The 16,778-nt window shown below is 73.1% G+C and carries 21 protein-coding genes; 13 read left to right on the top strand and 8 right to left on the bottom strand.

The genetic code is table 11. The features are described 5' to 3' along the window. Positions 1 to 4: 4 nt before the first annotated feature. Entirely contained in the window at positions 5 to 889 is an 885-nt protein-coding gene (locus tag ACWEF6_RS08640; RefSeq protein ID WP_449682313.1) for a methylenetetrahydrofolate reductase, read from the bottom strand. Between the two features lie 49 nt (positions 890 to 938). Here ACWEF6_RS08640 and merB point away from each other — a divergent pair, with 49 nt between their 5' ends. The 5 genes from merB to ACWEF6_RS08615 are packed head-to-tail and all read left to right on the top strand — an operon-like array spanning position 939 to position 5,236. Continuing rightward, positions 939 to 1,628 carry an organomercurial lyase gene (gene merB / locus ACWEF6_RS08635; RefSeq protein WP_449682312.1) on the top strand — a complete coding sequence of 230 codons (690 nt, stop codon included), beginning with the start codon at positions 939 to 941 and terminating at the stop codon, positions 1,626 to 1,628. A gap of 60 nt (positions 1,629 to 1,688) precedes the next feature. Then, entirely contained in the window at positions 1,689 to 2,780 is a 1,092-nt protein-coding gene (locus ACWEF6_RS08630) for a polyprenyl synthetase family protein (RefSeq protein WP_449682311.1), read from the top strand. A 1-nt stretch (position 2,781) separates the two neighbouring features. Continuing rightward, complete coding sequence (gene crtI, locus ACWEF6_RS08625) at positions 2,782 to 4,254, top strand: phytoene desaturase family protein (RefSeq protein WP_449682310.1); 1,473 nt, start codon at positions 2,782 to 2,784, stop codon at positions 4,252 to 4,254. Further along, on the top strand, positions 4,251 to 4,460 hold the full coding sequence (locus tag ACWEF6_RS08620) for a hypothetical protein (protein ID WP_449682309.1): 210 nt from the start codon (positions 4,251 to 4,253) through the stop codon (positions 4,458 to 4,460). The genes crtI and ACWEF6_RS08620 overlap by 4 nt, the downstream gene beginning before the upstream one ends. After that, a complete protein-coding gene (locus ACWEF6_RS08615; protein WP_449682308.1) occupies positions 4,457 to 5,236 on the top strand; it encodes an LLM class F420-dependent oxidoreductase in 780 nt (259 codons plus the stop codon). Before ACWEF6_RS08620 ends, ACWEF6_RS08615 begins: the two co-directional genes overlap by 4 nt. A gap of 4 nt (positions 5,237 to 5,240) precedes the next feature. On the opposite strand, the gene ACWEF6_RS08610 is transcribed toward ACWEF6_RS08615, so the two are convergent. The 4 genes from ACWEF6_RS08610 to ACWEF6_RS08595 form a co-directional block, all read right to left on the bottom strand. Next, entirely contained in the window at positions 5,241 to 5,762 is a 522-nt protein-coding gene (locus tag ACWEF6_RS08610) for a CGNR zinc finger domain-containing protein (protein WP_449682307.1), read from the bottom strand. A gap of 240 nt (positions 5,763 to 6,002) precedes the next feature. Further along, a complete protein-coding gene (locus ACWEF6_RS08605) occupies positions 6,003 to 6,419 on the bottom strand; it encodes a hypothetical protein (protein ID WP_449682306.1) in 417 nt (138 codons plus the stop codon). A 6-nt stretch (positions 6,420 to 6,425) separates the two neighbouring features. After that, positions 6,426 to 6,824, bottom strand: a complete 399-nt coding sequence (locus tag ACWEF6_RS08600) for a hypothetical protein (protein WP_449682305.1) — start codon at positions 6,822 to 6,824, stop codon at positions 6,426 to 6,428. 46 nt (positions 6,825 to 6,870) lie between these two features. After that, positions 6,871 to 7,239 (bottom strand): Rv2175c family DNA-binding protein, encoded by a 369-nt coding sequence (locus tag ACWEF6_RS08595; protein ID WP_449682304.1) that lies wholly within the window; start codon positions 7,237 to 7,239, stop codon positions 6,871 to 6,873. Positions 7,240 to 7,342: 103 nt separating this feature from the next. On the opposite strand from ACWEF6_RS08595, the gene pknB reads away from it, so the two are divergent. The 5 genes from pknB to ACWEF6_RS08570 all read left to right on the top strand — a co-directional run bounded on the left by pknB (position 7,343) and on the right by ACWEF6_RS08570 (position 13,469). Then, positions 7,343 to 9,367: a Stk1 family PASTA domain-containing Ser/Thr kinase gene (gene pknB / locus ACWEF6_RS08590; RefSeq protein WP_449682303.1), complete on the top strand. Its 2,025-nt coding sequence runs from the start codon at positions 7,343 to 7,345 to the stop codon at positions 9,365 to 9,367. Further along, positions 9,364 to 9,573 (top strand): hypothetical protein, encoded by a 210-nt coding sequence (locus ACWEF6_RS08585; RefSeq protein WP_310976463.1) that lies wholly within the window; start codon positions 9,364 to 9,366, stop codon positions 9,571 to 9,573. Before pknB ends, ACWEF6_RS08585 begins: the two co-directional genes overlap by 4 nt. 55 nt (positions 9,574 to 9,628) lie before the next feature. Then, on the top strand, positions 9,629 to 11,125 hold the full coding sequence (locus ACWEF6_RS08580) for an SPFH domain-containing protein (RefSeq protein ID WP_449682302.1): 1,497 nt from the start codon (positions 9,629 to 9,631) through the stop codon (positions 11,123 to 11,125). A gap of 136 nt (positions 11,126 to 11,261) precedes the next feature. Next, positions 11,262 to 11,966 carry a hypothetical protein gene (locus ACWEF6_RS08575; RefSeq protein WP_449682301.1) on the top strand — a complete coding sequence of 235 codons (705 nt, stop codon included), beginning with the start codon at positions 11,262 to 11,264 and terminating at the stop codon, positions 11,964 to 11,966. Between the two features lie 186 nt (positions 11,967 to 12,152). After that, positions 12,153 to 13,469: a wax ester/triacylglycerol synthase family O-acyltransferase gene (locus tag ACWEF6_RS08570; protein ID WP_449682300.1), complete on the top strand. Its 1,317-nt coding sequence runs from the start codon at positions 12,153 to 12,155 to the stop codon at positions 13,467 to 13,469. Here ACWEF6_RS08570 and ACWEF6_RS08565 read toward each other — a convergent pair. Beyond that, a complete protein-coding gene (locus tag ACWEF6_RS08565) occupies positions 13,466 to 13,627 on the bottom strand; it encodes a hypothetical protein (protein ID WP_449682299.1) in 162 nt (53 codons plus the stop codon). The genes ACWEF6_RS08570 and ACWEF6_RS08565 overlap by 4 nt on opposite strands. Before the next feature lie 95 nt (positions 13,628 to 13,722). Between ACWEF6_RS08565 and ACWEF6_RS08560 the strand changes: the two genes are divergently transcribed. Together ACWEF6_RS08560 and ACWEF6_RS08555 are read left to right on the top strand one after the other, a co-directional pair. After that, complete coding sequence (locus ACWEF6_RS08560) at positions 13,723 to 13,932, top strand: hypothetical protein (protein WP_449682298.1); 210 nt, start codon at positions 13,723 to 13,725, stop codon at positions 13,930 to 13,932. 288 nt (positions 13,933 to 14,220) lie between these two features. Further along, entirely contained in the window at positions 14,221 to 14,421 is a 201-nt protein-coding gene (locus tag ACWEF6_RS08555) for a LuxR C-terminal-related transcriptional regulator (protein ID WP_449682347.1), read from the top strand. On the opposite strand, the gene ACWEF6_RS08550 is transcribed toward ACWEF6_RS08555, so the two are convergent. Further along, complete coding sequence (locus ACWEF6_RS08550; RefSeq protein WP_449682297.1) at positions 14,418 to 15,809, bottom strand: class II 3-deoxy-7-phosphoheptulonate synthase; 1,392 nt, start codon at positions 15,807 to 15,809, stop codon at positions 14,418 to 14,420. The two genes, ACWEF6_RS08555 and ACWEF6_RS08550, sit on opposite strands and share 4 nt — an antisense overlap. Before the next feature lie 24 nt (positions 15,810 to 15,833). Between ACWEF6_RS08550 and ACWEF6_RS08545 the strand changes: the two genes are divergently transcribed. Continuing rightward, entirely contained in the window at positions 15,834 to 16,430 is a 597-nt protein-coding gene (locus ACWEF6_RS08545; protein ID WP_449682296.1) for a hypothetical protein, read from the top strand. A gap of 10 nt (positions 16,431 to 16,440) precedes the next feature. Here the strand turns inward: ACWEF6_RS08545 and ACWEF6_RS08540 are convergent, their stop codons facing one another. Continuing rightward, on the bottom strand, positions 16,441 to 16,752 hold the full coding sequence (locus ACWEF6_RS08540) for a hypothetical protein (protein ID WP_449682295.1): 312 nt from the start codon (positions 16,750 to 16,752) through the stop codon (positions 16,441 to 16,443). Between the last annotated feature and the right edge of the window lie 26 nt (positions 16,753 to 16,778).

Genomic DNA, 16,778 nt, shown 5'->3' with positions numbered 1-16,778 from the left:
GTACTTAAGCACGGGCCGGGACGAGACCCAATCGCGCGATCACCTCGCGCGTCGCCTTCGAGCGGTTGAACGTGTAGAAGTGCAGGTTCGGCACGCCCTCGGCGATCAGCTTCTCGCACAGCTCGGTGGTGACGTCGATGCCCGCCGCGCGGAACGCCTTGGGGTCGTCGGCCAGCGGTTCGAGCCGGTCCAGGACCTTGCGGGGGGCCGGCGCGCCGGAGAGCTTGATCGTCGTCTGCAGGGTCCGCATGGTCGTCAGCGGCATCACGCCGGGCAGCACCGGCACGTCGCAGCCGGTCGCGGCCACCCGGTCGCGCAGGCGCAGGAAGTCCTCGGGATCGTGGAACAGCTGGGCGATCGCGAAGTCCGCGCCCGCGCGCAGCTTGCGGACCAGGTACTTCGTGTCCGACTCGAGGTCGGACGAGCGCGGGTGGCCGTAGGTGTAGGCCGACACGCCGACGCAGAAGTCGCCCAGCTCGCGGACCAGCTGCACCAGCTCTTCGGCGTAGGTGAGGCCCTCGGGGTGCGGGATCCACTCGCCGTAGACGTCGCCGGGCGGGTCGCCGCGCAGCGCGAGGATGTTGCGGACGCCGACCGAGGCGTACCAGCCGATCACGTTCCGCAGCTCGGCGACGGAGTGGTTGACCGCGGTCAGGTGCGCCATCGGCACCAGCGTCGTCTCGGTCGCGACGCGGGCGATGCTGCGGACCGTGCCGTCGCGGCTGGAGCCGCCGGCCCCGTAGGTGATCGACATGTAGGCCGGGTCGTACGGCTCGAGTTCCCGGATGGCCTTCCAGAGGACGGCCTCGTCCGCCGTGTCCCGGGGCGGGAAGAACTCGATGGAGAACTTCGGCCCGTCTCCTCGCAACCGCTCGATCACCGACGTCATACCTCGAATGTTAAGGGTCCCGGCTCTAGACTCGATACAGGAGTGAGCGATGAGGGATGACGACGCGAGCTGGGACGAGGACGTGCGCCTGGCCGTCTACCACGCCTTCGCCGGCCGCGGCCGCGCGCCGACCGGGCCGGAGCTGGCCGACGCCGCGGGCGGGTCGCTCGCCGTGGCCAAGCAGGCGCTGCACCGCCTCGCCGACGCCCACCACCTGGTGCTCGACGAGTGCGAGCACGTCGTGCTGGCCCACCCGTTCGCGGCGAAGTCGCTCGGCTTCTCCGTGATGGGCTCGAACACGCTCTGGTGGGGCGGCTGCGCGTGGGACTCCTTCGCCATCCCCCACCTGGTCGACACCGAGCCCGAAGTGCTCGTCGCGACCCGCTGCCCCGGATGCGGGCAGCCGCACGCACTGGTCGTGAACCGCGCGGGGCCGCCGGAAGGCGCGCAGGTGGCGCACTTCCTGGTGCCCGCCGCGCGGATGTGGGACGACGTGCTGCACACGTGCGCGCACCAGCGCCTCTTCTGCTGCGAGTCCTGTGTGGACGCCTGGCTGGCGGAAACCGGGCAGGCCAAGGGGTCCGTGCTCGACCTGGTCACCCTCTGGCGGCTCGCGCGCGGCTGGTACGCGGGCCGGCTGGAGCGCGGCTACCGGCGGCGCGAACCGCACGACGCCGTCGCCTACTTCGCCGAAGCGGGCCTCACCGGTCCGTTCTGGGCCGCCACGGCCGGAGTCTGATTCACCACATCCGGGAGCCCCGGCGGGCCGTGCCCCCGCGAGTTCGGCGAGGATGGCGGGATGAACGCGCCCGCCGCCGACAGTGACCTGCCCGCCCACGTCGAGCGCGCGCTGGCCGGATTCCTCGACCGGGCGGGCACCGCGATCCTCGACACCGAGCCCACCGTGGCCGCCGGGATCGACGCGCTGCGCGGGTTCGTGCTGGGCGGCGGCAAACGCTTGCGCCCGACGTTCGCCTGGTGGGGCTGGCGCGGCGCGGGCGGCGACCCGGCGGGCGCGGACGCCGAAGGCGTGCTGCAGGCGGTGTCCAGCCTGGAGCTGATCCAGGCGTGCGCGCTGATCCACGACGACCTCATCGACTCCTCCGACTCCCGCCGCGGCAACCCGACGGTGCACATCGCGGGCGCGAAGCTGCACGCCGACCGCGGCTGGCTCGGCTCGCCCACGACGTTCGGCCTGGCCACCGCGGTCCTGGTCGGCGACCTGGCGCTGGCCTGGGCCGACGACATGTTCGCCGACGCGCCGCTGCCCGCTGCGACGCTCGCCGCGGCCCGCCCGGCCTGGCGCGCGATGCGCACCGAAGTCCTCGCCGGGCAGTACCTCGACGTCCGCACGCAGGCCACCGGCGACGCCTCGGTCGAGGCCGCGCTCAAGATCGACCGGCTCAAGACCGCCGCCTACACCGTGCAGCGGCCGCTGCACCTGGGCGCCGCGCTCGGCGGCGCGTCCCCGGAACTGATCGCCACGCTGCTGGAGTTCGGCGGCGAGGTCGGCGTGGCGTTCCAGCTGCGCGACGACCTGCTCGGCGTCTTCGGCGACCCGTCGGTCACCGGCAAGCCCGCCGGGGACGACCTGCGCGAGGGCAAGCGCACCCTGCTCGTCGCGCTCGGCCTGCAGCTCGCCGCCGAAACGGGCGAGCGGGCCGCGGCCACGGTGATCGCGGACGCGATCGGCGACGCGGACCTGTCCGACGAAGGCGTCGAGACCGTCCGGATGGCGTTGCAGCAGGTCGGCGCGGTCGACGCGGTCGAGCGCCGGATCGACGAGCTGACGACGGCGGCGATGGCCGCGCTGGACCGCGCGCACCTGGCCGAGCCCGCGCCCGCGGCGCTGACCGGGCTGGTCGTCAAGGCCACCCAGCGGACGTACTGACGTGCGGACGAGCAGGGGGCCCGCCGACCACGTCGTCGTCATCGGCGCCGGGCTGGCCGGCCTCTCGGCGGCGCTGCACCTGCTCGGCGCGGGACGGCAGGTCACGCTGCTGGAGCAGGCGGACGTCCCGGGCGGCCGGGCCGGGCAGCAGAGCTTCGACGGCAACGCCGTGGACACCGGCGCGAGCGTGCTCACCATGCCGGAGCTGCTCGAAGAGGCGTTCGCCGCAGTCGGCGAGCCGCTGGCCAAGAACCTGCGCCTGACCAGGCTCGACCCGGCGTACCGGGCGCGGTTCGCCGACGGCAGCTCACTGGCGCTGCGCACCGACGGCGACGCGATGGAAGCCGAAATCCGCGCCTTCGCCGGCGCCCGCGAAGCGGCCGGCTACCGGGCGTTGCGCCGCTGGCTGACCGAGCTGTACGCGGCGCAGAAGGACCACTTCCTGGCCGCGAACTTCGACTCGCCGCTCGACCTCGCTCGCCCGGAGCTGGCCCGCCTTGCGGCGCTGGGCGGCTTCGGGCGGCTCGGCCCGCGCGTCGGCCGCTACCTGCTCGACGAGCGGGTGCGGCGGCTCTTCACCTTCCAGGCGCTCTACGCGGGCCTCGACCCGGCTCGCGCGATCGGCGCGTACGGCGTCATCGCCTACATGGACACCGTCGGCGGCGTCTACTACCCCGAAGGCGGGATGGGCGAGATCGGCCGGGCGATGACCGGCGCGGCCGCGCGAGCGGGCGCGGACGTCCGGTTCGGCACCGAAGCGGCCTGGCTCGAACGGGTGAACTCGCGGGTGCGCGCGGTCCGGACGCGCTCGGGCGAGCGGATCGCCTGCGACGCCGTCGTACTGGCCACCGAGCTCGGCACGGCCTACCGGCTCCTCGGCGCGCGGCCCCGGCGCCCGCTGCCCCTGCGCTATTCGCCGTCGGCCGTAGTCCTGCACGGGCGGACCGGCGAAAAGTGGGACCTCGGGCACCACACGATCTTCTTCGGCGGCGCCTGGGAGCGGACGTTCGCCGAGATCATCCGCGAGGGCAAGCTGATGAGCGACCCGTCGCTGCTGGTCACCCGGCCGACGGCGACCGACCCGGGGCTGGCCGGGCGCGGCGGCGAGATCGTCTCGGTGCTCGCGCCCGCACCGAACCTGCGCCGCGGGCCGATCGACTGGGAGCGCGTCCGCGGGCCGTACCGCGAAGAGCTGCTGCGGACCCTGGAGGCACGCGGGCTGACCGGCTTCGGCGGCGAGTTCAGCGTCGACGAGACGATCACCCCGGCGGACTGGGCGGCGCGCGGGCTCACCGCCGGGACGCCGTTCTCGCTGGCGCACACGTTCACCCAGACCGGCCCGTTCCGGCCGGCGAACCTAGTCCGCGCGGCCGGGAACGTCGTGCTGGCCGGCTGCGGCACCACGCCCGGCGTCGGCATCCCGCCGGTGCTCATCTCCGGCCGGCTGGCGGCGGACCGGATCACCGGCCGGTGAACGAACTCGACGCGGCGTTCGGCGTTTCGCGGTCGCTGCTCGAGGCCCGCCGCCCCGACCCGCGGATCCGGGCGGCGATGGCGTACTTCGTCGCGCGGAGGCGGGCGGTGGCGCCGAAGTCGCGGAGACTGGTGGTCGCACTACCCCCATCGGCCACGGTCTGGGCGCGCGAGACGTTCCGCGGCGGTCGTAGGCTGCGATCATGACCCAACGACGCATCCGGATCGGCCTGCAGCTCCAGCCGCAGCACGCCGACTACGACAGCATCCGGCGCACCGCGTCGGCCGCCGAAGACCTCGGGGCCGACATCGTCTTCAACTGGGACCACTTCTACCCGCTGTACGGCGAGCCCGAGGGCAAGCACTTCGAGTGCTGGACGATGCTCGGCGCGTGGGCGGAGTCGACGTCCCGGGTGGAGATCGGGGCGCTCGTCACCTGCAACAGCTACCGCAACCCCGAGCTGCTGGCCGACATGGCCCGCACGGTCGACCACATCTCCGGCGGCCGGCTCATCCTCGGCATCGGCTCCGGCTGGTTCGAGAAGGACTACGACGAGTACGGCTACGAGTTCGGCACCGCCGGCGGCCGGCTCGACGACCTCGCCGAGTCCCTCCCGCGCATCGAGTCGCGCCTGGGCAAGCTGAACCCGGCGCCGACCCGCAAGATCCCGGTGCTCATCGGCGGCGGCGGCGAGAAGAAGACGCTCAAGCTGGTCGCCAAGCACGGCGACATCTGGCACGGCTTCGGCGACCCGGAGGTCGTCGGCCGCAAGGTCAAGATCCTCGACCAGCACTGCGCGGACGTCGGCCGCGACCCGGCCGAGATCGAGCGTTCGTGCGGCGTCCAGGGCGACCCGGACGAGCTCGGGCCGAAGCTCCTGGAGCTGGGCGTCACGACGTTCACCGTCGGCGTCGGCGGCCCGGACTACGACCTCGACGCGCTGAAGTCCTGGATCGCCTGGCGCGACAAGAACCAGGGCTGACGCTTCACCCGCGCGCCCGGTGCGCGGCGACGCGTTCGCGCGTCGCGCACCGGGGCGAGCAGTACCTCCGCGGGCTTCCCCCGCCCGTGTGGGCGAACGGCTTCCCGCACGTCGGGGACGCGCACAGCCCGCCCGGCACGCCCTGGCGCTCCGCCAGCAGCGACGCCAGCCCCAGGGCCGAGGACGTCACCAGCCACGCTCCCCACGGCCCGTCGTCGGCCGCGTCCGCGTGCAGGTGCCAGCCGTAGTCCTCTTCGTGGTTCGTCAGGCGCGGCGGGCCCGCGTACGCCGCGAACAACGCGTTGAGCACCGAAGCCGCCGAAGCGACGTCGCGCGCCGCGAACACTTCGCGCAGCTCAAGAGCCGCCGCCCGCAGTTCCGCGATGTCCTCCGGGGACAGCGCGATCTCCGGTTCGCCGTGGTCGCGCAGCACCCGCGCCACCGCGGCCGGGTCGGGGGACGGGACCAGCAGGACGTTCAGCAGGTCGACAGCGCGCTGCACGGAATCCCGGTGCGGAAAGGCCATGCCCCACTGTAACGTCTCGACAGTGATAAGACGTTACCTCCTCGGCGCGACGCTCGCCCGGACCGGTGACGAGCTGTCCGGGCCCGCCTTGCTGCTGCTCGGGATGACCGCGGGCCCGCACGCCGGGGCCGCTCTGCTCGCCGGGCTGACCGCGGCCGCCGCCGTGGGCGGGCCCGGGTTCGGCGCCCTGCTCGATCGCAGCGCTCACCCCGGGCGGCTGCTCGCCGTCGCGCTGGGCGGCTACGCGGGCGGGCTCGCGCTGGTCAGCGCCCTCTTCGGGCACCTGCCGCTGGCCGCCGTGGTCGGCGTGGCGGTCGTCGCCGGACTGCTCACCCCCGCCATCGCCGGCGGGTGGACCGCGCAGCTGCCCACCGTCGCCGGGCCCGCGTTGCCGAAAGCCAGCCGGCTCGACGCCATGACGTTCACCGCCGCCGCCCTTGCCGGGCCCGGGCTCGCCGGGCTGCTCGGCGGCCCGGCCGGCCTGGTCGTCGCGGTCGGCATGGTCGCCGCGGCGATTCCCGTCGCGTGGCTCCTGCCGGAGCGGACGCCGAAGAAGTCACGCCTCAAGGACGGCCTCCGGGTCCTGGTCCGCAACGCGCCGCTGCGACGGGCGACCGTCGCCTCGACGATCTCCTGCACGGGGATCGGGATGGTCACCGTGTGTTACCCCCTGCTGGGCGCGGCGTACCTGCGCGGCCCGGCGGACGGCGCCCTGCTGCTGGCCGTCCTGGCCGTGGCCTCCCTGCTGGCCAACGCCGTCTTCGCGAAGAAGCCGCTGCCGTGGACGCCCGACCGGATCGTCTGGCTGAGCACGCTCCTGCTGGCGGCGAGCTGCCTCGTGGCCGCGACCGGACACGGCGTCGTCGTCGCGGCCGTGCTGGCCGGGTTCGCCGAAGGTCCGCAGCTCACGGCGTTGTTCGCGATCCGCCACCGGGAGGCGCCGGAGCACGTGCGCGCGCAGGTGTTCACGACGGCGGCGAGCGTGAAGATCACCGGGCTGGCCGCGGGCGCGGCGCTGGCCGGGCCACTGGCCGCGTGGTCGCTGCCGGCGTGCCTGATCATCGCGGCGGCTGTTCAACTGATCGCCGCGGCGAGCTGTATCAGCAGGTCAGAACGCCATGGCCTGGGCGCGCCGCTTGACCTCGGTGCCGTGGCTGGTCCGCAGGGCGTTGATGGGCGTGCTGCCGGGCAGCGTGTCGTCCGCGGTGAACAGCCACCGCAGCATCTCGGTCCGGGAGAACCCCGAATCGGCGAGCACGGTGATCGTGCCGGTCAGGCCCTTGACGACGCCGTCCTTCACGAAGAAATCGCTGGGCACGCACAGTTCGCCGCCGCGCTTCAGCGCGATCAGCTGCCCGTCGCGCAGCATCTGCCGGACCTTGTTGGCCGAGGTCCCGAGGACGGTCGCCACCTCCGTCAACGGGAGGACCGCGATGGCGGTGTCGAGGATGTCTTCGGCGACAGGAATCCCACTCACAGGTGACACTGTGCCACATTTCGTCCCCTCACCCGCTAGTGCGCACGGGTGACCCGCGAGGTCTCCTCCACGAGGCGTGGCCGATTCCGTACGATCCATACTCGTGACACGCACCCAACCCAGCCTGGTCGGCACGCTCTTGGAGCGGCGCTACCGGGTGGACCGGCTGCTCGCCCACGGCGGAATGTCTTCCGTCTATCGGGGGACGGACACCCGGCTGGACCGTCCGGTCGCGATCAAGATCATGGACCCGCGCTTCGCCGACGACCGGTCGTTCGTCGACCGGTTCGTGCGCGAGGCGCAGTCGGCGGCGCAGCTGCACCACCCGCACGTCGTGGCGGTGCACGACCAGGGCTTCGACCTGCCGCCGGGTGCCGAGTCGGGCCTGGCCTTCCTGGTGATGGAGCTGGTGGACGGCGGGACGCTGCGCGACCTGCTGGACGACGAGGGCCCGCTGGACGTCGCGGTGGCGCTGAGCGTCGCCGAGCCGGTGCTGTCGGCGCTGGCCGCCGCGCACGCCTCCGGGCTGGTGCACCGGGACGTGAAGCCGGAGAACGTGCTGATCGGCCGGGTCGGGCAACACACCGGCGGTGCGGTGAAGGTCGCGGACTTCGGCCTGGTGCGGGCCGTGGCGAGCGCGGGCACGACCAGCTCGAGCGTCATCCTCGGCACGGTCGCCTATCTCGCCCCCGAGCAGGTCGAAACCGGCGCGGCGTCCGCGCGCGGCGACGTCTACTCGGCCGGGATCCTGCTCTACGAAATGCTGACCGGCCGGGTCCCCTACACCGGGGACACGGCCATCTCGGTCGCCTACCGGCACGTGAACGACGACGTGCCGCCGCCGAGCCGGCTGCGCCCGGACCTGCCGCCCGCCCTCGACGACCTGGTCGTCCGGGCGACGCGCCGCGACCCGCAGCTGCGGCCGGCCGACGCCGGGGAGTTCCTCACCGAGCTGACCGCCGTGCGCGCCCAGCTGGGCCTGCTGCCGGTGACCGTGCCGATCCCGGTGTCCCACGGCCAGGGCGACCTCGCCGACACCGAGCGCACGCTGCCGCGGATCCCGCAGGTGCCGGACACCGAGAAGACGATGCCGGTGCACCGCCCGGACGTGACGCGGGCGCTGAGCCACGCCGCCGGGCCGGCGACCACCCGGGTGCCGCCCGTGGCGCCGCCCCCGCCGCGGCGCCGGAGCCGGCCCGAGCCGGAGAAGCCGCCGCAGGACAACCGCAAGAGGATCCTCGTCATCGCGGCCGCGGTGCTGCTGCTCGGCGGCCTGATCGGGGCGTTCGCGTTCATCCTCACCGACACCGGCGGCGACAAGACCGCGCGGGTGCCGAAGCTGGTCGGGCTGAACCAGGCCGCGGCCGGCGACGCGCTGCGGGCGGTGAAGCTGAACCCGCAGTTCAGCCAGGAGTACGACAACACCGCGCCGTCGAACACGGTGCTGCGCGCGGACCCGGCCGAGGGCACCACGCTGTCGCCGAACGCGACGGTCTCGGTGGTGCTGTCGAAGGGCCGCCCGCAGGTGCCGGACATCCAGCCGGGCACCGCGCTCGCCGACGCCGAGCAGGCGATCAAGGCGTCGCAGCTGACCCCGGTCCGCGGCGGCGACGACTTCGACGCCGAGGTCCCGCAGGGCGCGGTCATCCGCACGACGCCGTCGGCGGGCAGCCAGCTGACCATCGGCGGGCAGGTCACGATCATCGTGTCCAAGGGCCCGATCCCGCTGCCGCCGGTCCCGGACGTCACCGGCCGGCCCAAGGACGAGGCCTTCCAGCTGCTGCAGCAGGCCGGGTTCGAGCCGTTCCAGGCGGGCGAGGAGTTCAAGCAGGACGTCCCGGCCGGCGCGGTCACCCGGACCGACCCGCCGGCGAACGCCCAGCCGAAGGCCAAGCGGATCGGCGTGTTCGTCAACAACGCGGTCCAGGTGCCGGACGTCCGGTTCCGCTCGTTCGAGGACGCCCAGAAGATCCTGGAGCAGGCGGGCCTCAAGGCCGACCGCGACGGCGGCCGCGGGCGCGGCAACGGCGGGGGCGGCGGGTTCGACTTCGTGTTCCAGCAGGACCCGCAGCCGGGCACGTTCGTGGCGAAGAACTCCAAGGTCAAGCTGAAGGGCTTCGGGGGATGATCGGCAGCCGAGGCCGCGTGACGGGCACGATCGGCCCCGGCCTCATCGGCGAAGTTCTGCTGAACGTCCGCGGCGGGACCGAGGCGTTCTACGCGTACCCGGCGGACCCGGAAGAGACGTTCAGCTCCGGCACCCAGGTGCTGGTGGTGGACTTCGAACCGCCGCGGACGGTTTATGTCGAACGGTGGCAACCGCTGACCCGCTGACGGCGTCGAAGAGGCACCAACACACCCACAACCGAAAAGCGAGGGGGTCGGTGCCATGAGTTTCGTCGAAATCCTGCTGGTCTCGGCCGGTGGCGTCATCGCCGTCCTGATCGTCGTCTTCGGGATCCTGCGGCTGCTCTACAAGGTCGCCGAACCGAACGAGGCGCTGATCATCTCCGGGCTCGGGGTCCGCGTCGACCGGGCCGAGACCGCGGACAGCCTGGGCTTCAAGATCATCACCGGCCGCGGGGTGAACGTCATCCCCGGGTTCCAGACCGCGCGGCGGCTGTCGCTGGACACGCGCGGGGTCAACCTGCAGGTCTCCTGCGTCACCAAGCAGGGGCTGCCGGTCACCGTGCGGGCCGTGGTCATCTACAAGGTCGGGGACGACTACGCCTCGATCGCCAACGCCGCCCGCCGGTTCCTGGACCAGCAGAAAGGCATGAACGACACGATCCACGAGCTCTTCTCCGGCCACCTGCGCTCGATCGTCGGCGGGCTGACCATCGAGGAGATGATCCACAACCGGGACGCGCTCACCGGCGAGGTCCGCCAGTCCTCGGCCACCGAGATGATCAAGCTCGGACTGATCGTCGACTCGCTGCAGATCCAGGAGATCGACGACGAGTCCGGGTACATCCTCAACCTCGGCAAGCCGCACGCCGCCGCGATCGCCGCGTCGGCCCGCATCGCCGAGGCGCAGCGGGACCAGGAGGCCGCCGAGGTCGAACAGGTCTCCGCCGCGAAGAAGGCGGCCGCCGTCCGCGAGAGCCAGATCCAGCAGGCCGGCTACCAGGCCGAGGTCGACCAGGCGCGGGCGAAGGCGTCGCAGTCCGGTCCGCTGGCCGAGGCGACCGCGCGCCAGGAGGTCGTCGTCCAGGAGACCCGGGCCGCCGAGCTGGAGGCCGCGCTGGCCGAGCAGCGGCTGCAGTCGCAGGTCCGCAAGCCGGCCGACGCGAAGGCCTACGACACTCGCACCACCGCCGACGCCGCCCGTGACGCCTCGATCGCCAAGGCCCAGGCCGAGGCGAAGGAGACCGAGCTGCGGGCCGCGGCGGACGCCACCCGCGTCAAGACGGCCGCCGAGGCCGAGGCCCAGGCCACCAAGGCCCGCGCCGAGGCGATGGCGGGCGCGACCCGGGCGACCGGTGAGGCCGAGGCCGCCGCGGCCAAGGCCCGCGGTCTCGCCGAGGCGGAAGCCGCGAAGGCCCGCGGCCTCGCCGAAGCCGAGGCGGCCCGCGCGAAGGGCCTGGCCGAAGCCGACGCGATCAAGGCGCGCGCCGCGGCGCTGGCGGAGAACCAGGAAGCCGTCGTCGCGCAGCAGCTGGCCGAGCGCTGGCCGGAGATCGTCGAGGCGGGCGCGAGCGCGTTCGGCAACGTCGACCACATGGTCGTGCTCAACGGCGCCGACGGCATGTCCGACATGTTCGCCAAGGCCCTTTCACTCGGCGGAACCGGTCTCGGCCTGGCCCGGCAGCTCATGGACGCCATGGGCAAGCCGGCCGAAGACGAGACCGCCCGGCGCAACGGCGAGCTCAAATTGAGCGATTGACGAGTCACGCTGCGTGCGGCCCTTGTGTCCGGGATCACCGGAAGCAGGGGCCGTACGCCCGATCGGGGGCGGAAATTCCCGGGCGGTTGTCCTACCGTGGGCGCATGGTGCCGGACAGCGTGTCGCGGGCCGCCCGATGAGCAGCTTCTTCACCGGCGGTCCGCGCGAGCGTCCCCTGTTCCCCGTCCCGGAGCAGGAGCTCTACGCGTTCAACGGACGGCACTGGACCGATCCCCCGCGCGAGTACATCGTCCCGGCGGTGCTGCCGTGGGCGCAGCCGCTGGGCCGCTCCGAACGCACGGTGGTCGCGCTGCGGGCCATCGAGGTGTGGCCGGAGGCGCTGACCCTGCGCGTCACGGTGTACTCGCGGGACAGCCTGGTCGACGACCCCGCCGAGGGGCTGATCGACCACCGCCGCAAGCCCGACTACAACGGGCTGCTGATCGGCGTGCTCTACGCCGACGGCAGCCGGGCGAGCTCCGAGACGATCTCGGTGCCGTCCGCGTCCGAGCCGGAGGCCCCGGTGCTGCGGGCCACCCCGGTCGGCGGCACGCGGTTCGCCGTCGAGCATGAGATCTTCCTGTGGCCGCTCCCCTCGGCCGGCCCGCTCAAGCTGGTCGTGCAGTGGACGGACCGCGAAATCCCGGAGACCCGCACGACGCTCGACGGCGGCGCGATCCGCTCCGCGGCGAAGGACGCCGCGGAAATCTGGCCGGGACTCGGCCGGCGGCAGGTGAACGGCCTGCCGGTGCGCCGCGTCGGCAAGCAGGTGGCGCTCACCCCCGATTGGGGGGCGCCGGTCGCCCAGGCGGACGCCCCCCGGCCTGCTCCGGGGGAATGAACCTCCTTCTCGATCTGTGAGCCCGGGCACCGCGGCCCGGGGTATCTCGAATGGATGAACGGGGCCGCTCGTTAGCGTGGTGGAAACACTTCGACCACCCGGCCGTCATGTCGGGCTGGTGCAGTGGGTTCCTTCCCTTCCGACGCACGTGGCCGTGCGCCCCCCGCGAACCCGGAAAGGTCGCCCATGGCAGGCTCGCCGCTCAGCGCACTCGACGTCGCATTTCTTTGCCTGGAAAGCGAAACCACCCCGATGCACATGGGCGCGGTGGTCACCTTCACCGCCCGCGGCCACCTCGACCCGGCCGCGCTGACGGCGTTGCTCGCGCAGCGGGCCGCCCGCCTGCCCAAGCTGCGCCAGCGGGCGCGCGCCGAACTGTTCCCGCCCGGCTCGGCCCGCTGGAGCGACGACCCCGGTTTTGTTGCGAGCGACCACATTCACCACGTCGTGTTGAGCTCACTGTACGAGCCGGACCCTCTGTCCGCGTACGCGTCGCGGTGGATCGCCGAGCCGCTCGACACGACCCGGCCGCTGTGGCACCTGACCCTCGTCACCGGGCTGCCGGACGGGAAATTCGCACTGCTGTTGAAACTGCACCACGCGCTCACCGACGGCGCCGGCGCGTACGCGGTCGCGGCCGGGCTGCTCGACGGCGTCAAGCTGCCGGAACGGATCGCCGCGCCGGCCCGCCCGATCCCGGCGCCGCGCTCCACTTTGGACACGGTGAAGGACGCGCTCGGCACGGTGTGGGGCCAAGCGAACGAGACCGCCGGGATCGCGTCGTCGCTCGTGCGGGCCGCGCGCCCGCCGCTCTCACCGGTGTCGGCCCCGCCGTCGGCCGAGCGGCGCCTCGGGTTCGTCCGGCTGCCGCTGACCGAGCTGCGCCGGGTGCGCCGCACGCACGGCGGTACGACCAACGACGTCGTCCTGGCGGTGCTGTCGGGGGCGCTGCGCGAGTGGCTGGTGAACCGCGGGCAGCGCGCCGACGGCCGCACGCTGCGCGCGCTGATCCCGGTGAACGTGCGCGGCCGGGCGGCCGACCAGCTCGGCGGCAACAAGCTTTCGGGCTACCTCTGCGACCTGCCGGTCGGCGAAGACGACCCGGTCGAGCGGCTGCGGGTGGTCCGCAGGGCGATGACCCGCAACAAGGCGGCGGGCCCGAGCCGCGGCGCCGGCGCGCTGCCGTTGCTGGCCGGCCGCGTCCCGCCGCTGCTGCACCGCCTGGGCACCCGCACCGCGGGCCAGGCCGCGCCGATGCTGTTCGACCTGGTGATCACCACGGTCCCGCTGCCCCCGACCCGGCTCTCGCTCGACGGCGCCCGGCTGGCGGAGGTCTACCCGTTCGTGCCGCTGGCCCCGCGCCACGCGGTGGGCATCGCGGTCGCGACCTACCGGGATTCCGTCCACGTCGGACTGCAGGCCAACGGCGCGGCGGTGCCGGACGTGGGTTCCCTGCGCGACGCGGTCCTGAAGTCGGCCGCCCGGCTGCTCGACGCCTCCTAACGCATCACCTCCGTGGCCTCGTCCAGTTCGAGGTGACAGGCGTCCCGGGTGACGATCAGCGCCTCGACGCCGTAGACGAGCATCAGGGCCATCGTCAACCGGCGGTGCTCCTCCGGCGGCAGCTTGCCTTCGAGGGGCTCGAGGACCTGCCGGGTCATGCGGATCCGGCTCTCGCCGCGGACCGGCGCCTCCGCCGAGGTGTCGCCTTGCTCGAACCAGCGGTCGAGGTTCGCGCGGACCAGGGCGCGCCAGTATGGAGAAGCTGCGGGACCGTGAAGCGATCCGCGGCTGCTACGAATTCCTGTTCGGGGCGATGCTGGAAGAGCGGATCGAACCCGTCTCACGCCGGTACGGCGGCGACTTCCTCGTCGACGAATGCCGGGTCACCTGCCTGACCGGCAAGGACGGCCGGATGACGCGCGAGAACGTCTGGCAGGGCCCGCCGGTCCCGGTCGGCGGGTGATCGCCGTCGTCCTGGCCGGAGCTTGCCCGATGGCCACCACCGGAGTCACGGTGGTGGCCACCGCGGCGACCGGCGCGGAAGCGATCGAGGCCGTGCGCGAGCACCGGCCGGACGTCCTGGTGGTGCCGGTCCTGGTGTTCACCGAGCCGGACGACGACGTCGCGCTCACCGGCGCCCTGCGGGCCGGGGTGCGCGGCTACCTGCCCGCCCACCCCGGGCCGGCCGACGTCGCGCGCGCGATCCGCAACGTCGCGGCCGGCGCGGTCGTGTTCGGCGACGGCCTCGCCGCTGCCAGAGCTCAGCCCACGGGACCGCGAGATCCTGGCGCCGGCCGCGGGCGGTGTCGCCGACGCGGTGATCGCGCGCCGCCTCGGGATCGCGCCCAGGACTGTGCGCAACCGCGTGTCGGTGATCAGCGTGAAGCTGGGGGCCAGGGGCCGCGCGCGGGCGCTCACCCTGGCCCGGGCCGCGGGCCTGGCCCCGGTCTAGCCGCGGAGCATCTCCGCGACCAGGAACGCCAGCTCCAGCGACTGCTGCGTGTTCAGCCGCGGGTCGCAGGCCGTTTCGTAGCGGCCCGACAGGTCGACGTCCGAGATCTCCTGGGCGCCGCCGAGGCACTCGGTGACGTCTTCGCCGGTCAGCTCCACGTGGATGCCGCCCGGGTAGGTGCCCAGCTTGTTGTGCACCTCGAAGAAGCCCTGGACCTCGTCCACGATGCGGTCGAAGTGGCGGGTCTTGTAGCCGGTCGACGACTCGTGGGTGTTGCCGTGCATCGGGTCGCACTGCCAGATGACCTTGTGCCCGGACGCCTCGACCTGCTCCACGATGGCCGGCAGCACCTCGCGGACCTTGCCGTTGCCCATCCGCGCGATCAGCGTCAGCCGGCCCGGCTCGAAGCGCGGGTCGAGCCGCTCGACGTACTCCAGGGCCTGCGCCGGCGTGGTCGTCGGGCCGATCTTCAACCCGATCGGGTTGGCCAGGAGCTCGGCGAACGCGATGTGCGCGCCGTCCAGCTGGCGGGTCCGCTCGCCGACCCAGAGGAAGTGCGACGAGAGGTTGTACAGCTTCGGGTTCGCCACGTCGGCGTTGTCCAGGCGCAGCATCGAGCGCTCGTAGTCGAGCAGCAGCGCCTCGTGGCTGGCGAAGATCTCGGTCGACTGCAGCGACGTGTCGGTGACGCCGCACGCCGACATGAACCGCAGGCCGCGGTCGATCTCGTTGGCGAGCGACTCGAAGCGCTGCGCCGCCGGCGAGGCCGACACGAAGTCCTTGTTCCAGTCGTGCACCTGGTGCAGGTCGGCCATGCCGGCCGCGGTGAGGGCGCGGACCAGGTTCATCGCGGCGCCCGCGTTCGCGTAGGCGCGGATCATCCGGCCCGGGTCCGGCACGCGCAGCTCGGGCTTGGCGACCAGGGAGTTGATGATGTCGCCGCGATACACCGGCAGGCCCAGCGCGTCCGTCGCGGCCGAGCGCGGCTTCGCGTACTGCCCGGCGATGCGGCCGACCTTGACCACCGGCAGGCTCGCGCCGTAGGTGAGCACGACCGCCATCTGCAGCAGCGTGCGCAGGTTGGCCCGGATGTGCGGCTCGGTGTTGGACTCGAACGTCTCCGCGCAGTCACCTCCCTGCAGGAGGAAGGCCTCGCCGCGGGCGACCATGGCCAGCTGCCCCTTGAGGCGGTCGATCTCGGGCGGGACGGTGATCGGCGGCACGCTCTCCAGCACGGCGCGGACCCGGCGGGTCGCCTCGGGGTCCGGCCACTCCGGCTGTTGCGCGGCCGGGAGCGCCAGTGCCTTGTCGAGCCGCTGACGCAGTTCGGGCGGCAGCGGCGGCAGCTCGGGCAGTGTGTCGACGGGGACGTCCACAGTCCAGTTCACGCAGACCAATATAAGGTTTGCGCCGTGCTCCGCTTCGCCAGGTTTGCCACCGAGGTCTTGGCACCCTGGGTGTGGGTGCTCACGCTGCCCCTCGCCGTCGCCTGGGCCGCGACCGGCCACCGGCCGCTGCCGGCCCTCGGCTGGGGCCTGCTGATCTCGGTCACCGGCTCGCTGATCCCGATGGCGGTGATCGTCCGCGGGGCCCGGCGCGGCCGGTGGGACGGCCACCACGTGACGAACCGGGCGGGCCGCCGGGTGCCGCTGCTGGCCGCCGGGGTGTCGCTCGGCCTCGGCTTCGCCGTGCTGCTGGCCGGGGGCGCACCCGCGCAGCTGGTCGCCCTGGCGGCGTCGATGCTGGCGAGCCTGCTGGTCGCGGTGGCGATCACGTTCGGCGCGAAGTTCAAGATCTCCCTGCACGCCGCGGTCGCCTCGGCCGCCGTCGTCGTGCTGGCCCTGACATACGGGCCGTGGGCCCTGCTGCTCGCCCTGCCCGCGGCCTGGGTGGCGTGGTCACGCGTCGCGCTGCGCGACCACACCACTCCCGAGGTGCTGGCCGGCCTGCTGATGGGGGTCGTCGTCGGCGGGGGCGGCTACTGGGCGCTGCTCACCGCCTTGACCTGACCACCGGTCTTCAGCAGGGCCGCCCCGAGGCGAACGTCGCGAACACGGTGGCGCTCGAGAACGCCGGAACCCGCAGCATCAATCCGCTGTATTTCGGGCCGGTGTACAGGCACCAGGTGTTCTGACTGCCGTTTTGTTCGGCGAACGCGGTGAACGGCGGTGTGATCGACGGTGTCGGCACCCCGAGGCAGAGGTCGTTGCCGTCCGTGCCGAGCAGCCGGAGGCTTTCCGGAATGCAGAACGTGGTCCGGGCCGACGCCGCGGGGGCGGCCAGCAGGGCGGCGGCCAGCACGGGCACGACGAAGAACAGCACTCTTTTCATGATTTTTCCCCTCATTTCCCCCGAGG

It is taken from the genome of Amycolatopsis sp. NPDC004772, assembly GCF_053601215.1.
This window is presented reverse-complemented; position numbering and strand designations above follow the sequence as displayed.

What these genes read in the sequence shown, in the direction of transcription:
- ACWEF6_RS08640 (WP_449682313.1), bottom strand. Translation starts at nt 889, where the DNA reads ATGACGTCGGTGATCGAGCGGTTGCGAGGAGACGGGCCGAAGTTCTCC.
- merB (WP_449682312.1), top strand. Translation starts at nt 939, where the DNA reads ATGAGGGATGACGACGCGAGCTGGGACGAGGACGTGCGCCTGGCCGTC.
- ACWEF6_RS08630 (WP_449682311.1), top strand. Translation starts at nt 1,689, where the DNA reads ATGAACGCGCCCGCCGCCGACAGTGACCTGCCCGCCCACGTCGAGCGC.
- ACWEF6_RS08615 (WP_449682308.1), top strand. Translation starts at nt 4,457, where the DNA reads ATGACCCAACGACGCATCCGGATCGGCCTGCAGCTCCAGCCGCAGCAC.
- ACWEF6_RS08610 (WP_449682307.1), bottom strand. Translation starts at nt 5,762, where the DNA reads ATGGCCTTTCCGCACCGGGATTCCGTGCAGCGCGCTGTCGACCTGCTG.
- ACWEF6_RS08600 (WP_449682305.1), bottom strand. Translation starts at nt 6,824, where the DNA reads ATGATCAGGCACGCCGGCAGCGACCACGCGGCCAGTGGCCCGGCCAGC.
- ACWEF6_RS08585 (WP_310976463.1), top strand. Translation starts at nt 9,364, where the DNA reads ATGATCGGCAGCCGAGGCCGCGTGACGGGCACGATCGGCCCCGGCCTC.
- ACWEF6_RS08580 (WP_449682302.1), top strand. Translation starts at nt 9,629, where the DNA reads ATGAGTTTCGTCGAAATCCTGCTGGTCTCGGCCGGTGGCGTCATCGCC.
- ACWEF6_RS08575 (WP_449682301.1), top strand. Translation starts at nt 11,262, where the DNA reads ATGAGCAGCTTCTTCACCGGCGGTCCGCGCGAGCGTCCCCTGTTCCCC.
- ACWEF6_RS08570 (WP_449682300.1), top strand. Translation starts at nt 12,153, where the DNA reads ATGGCAGGCTCGCCGCTCAGCGCACTCGACGTCGCATTTCTTTGCCTG.
- ACWEF6_RS08565 (WP_449682299.1), bottom strand. Translation starts at nt 13,627, where the DNA reads ATGACCCGGCAGGTCCTCGAGCCCCTCGAAGGCAAGCTGCCGCCGGAG.
- ACWEF6_RS08560 (WP_449682298.1), top strand. Translation starts at nt 13,723, where the DNA reads ATGGAGAAGCTGCGGGACCGTGAAGCGATCCGCGGCTGCTACGAATTC.
- ACWEF6_RS08540 (WP_449682295.1), bottom strand. Translation starts at nt 16,752, where the DNA reads ATGAAAAGAGTGCTGTTCTTCGTCGTGCCCGTGCTGGCCGCCGCCCTG.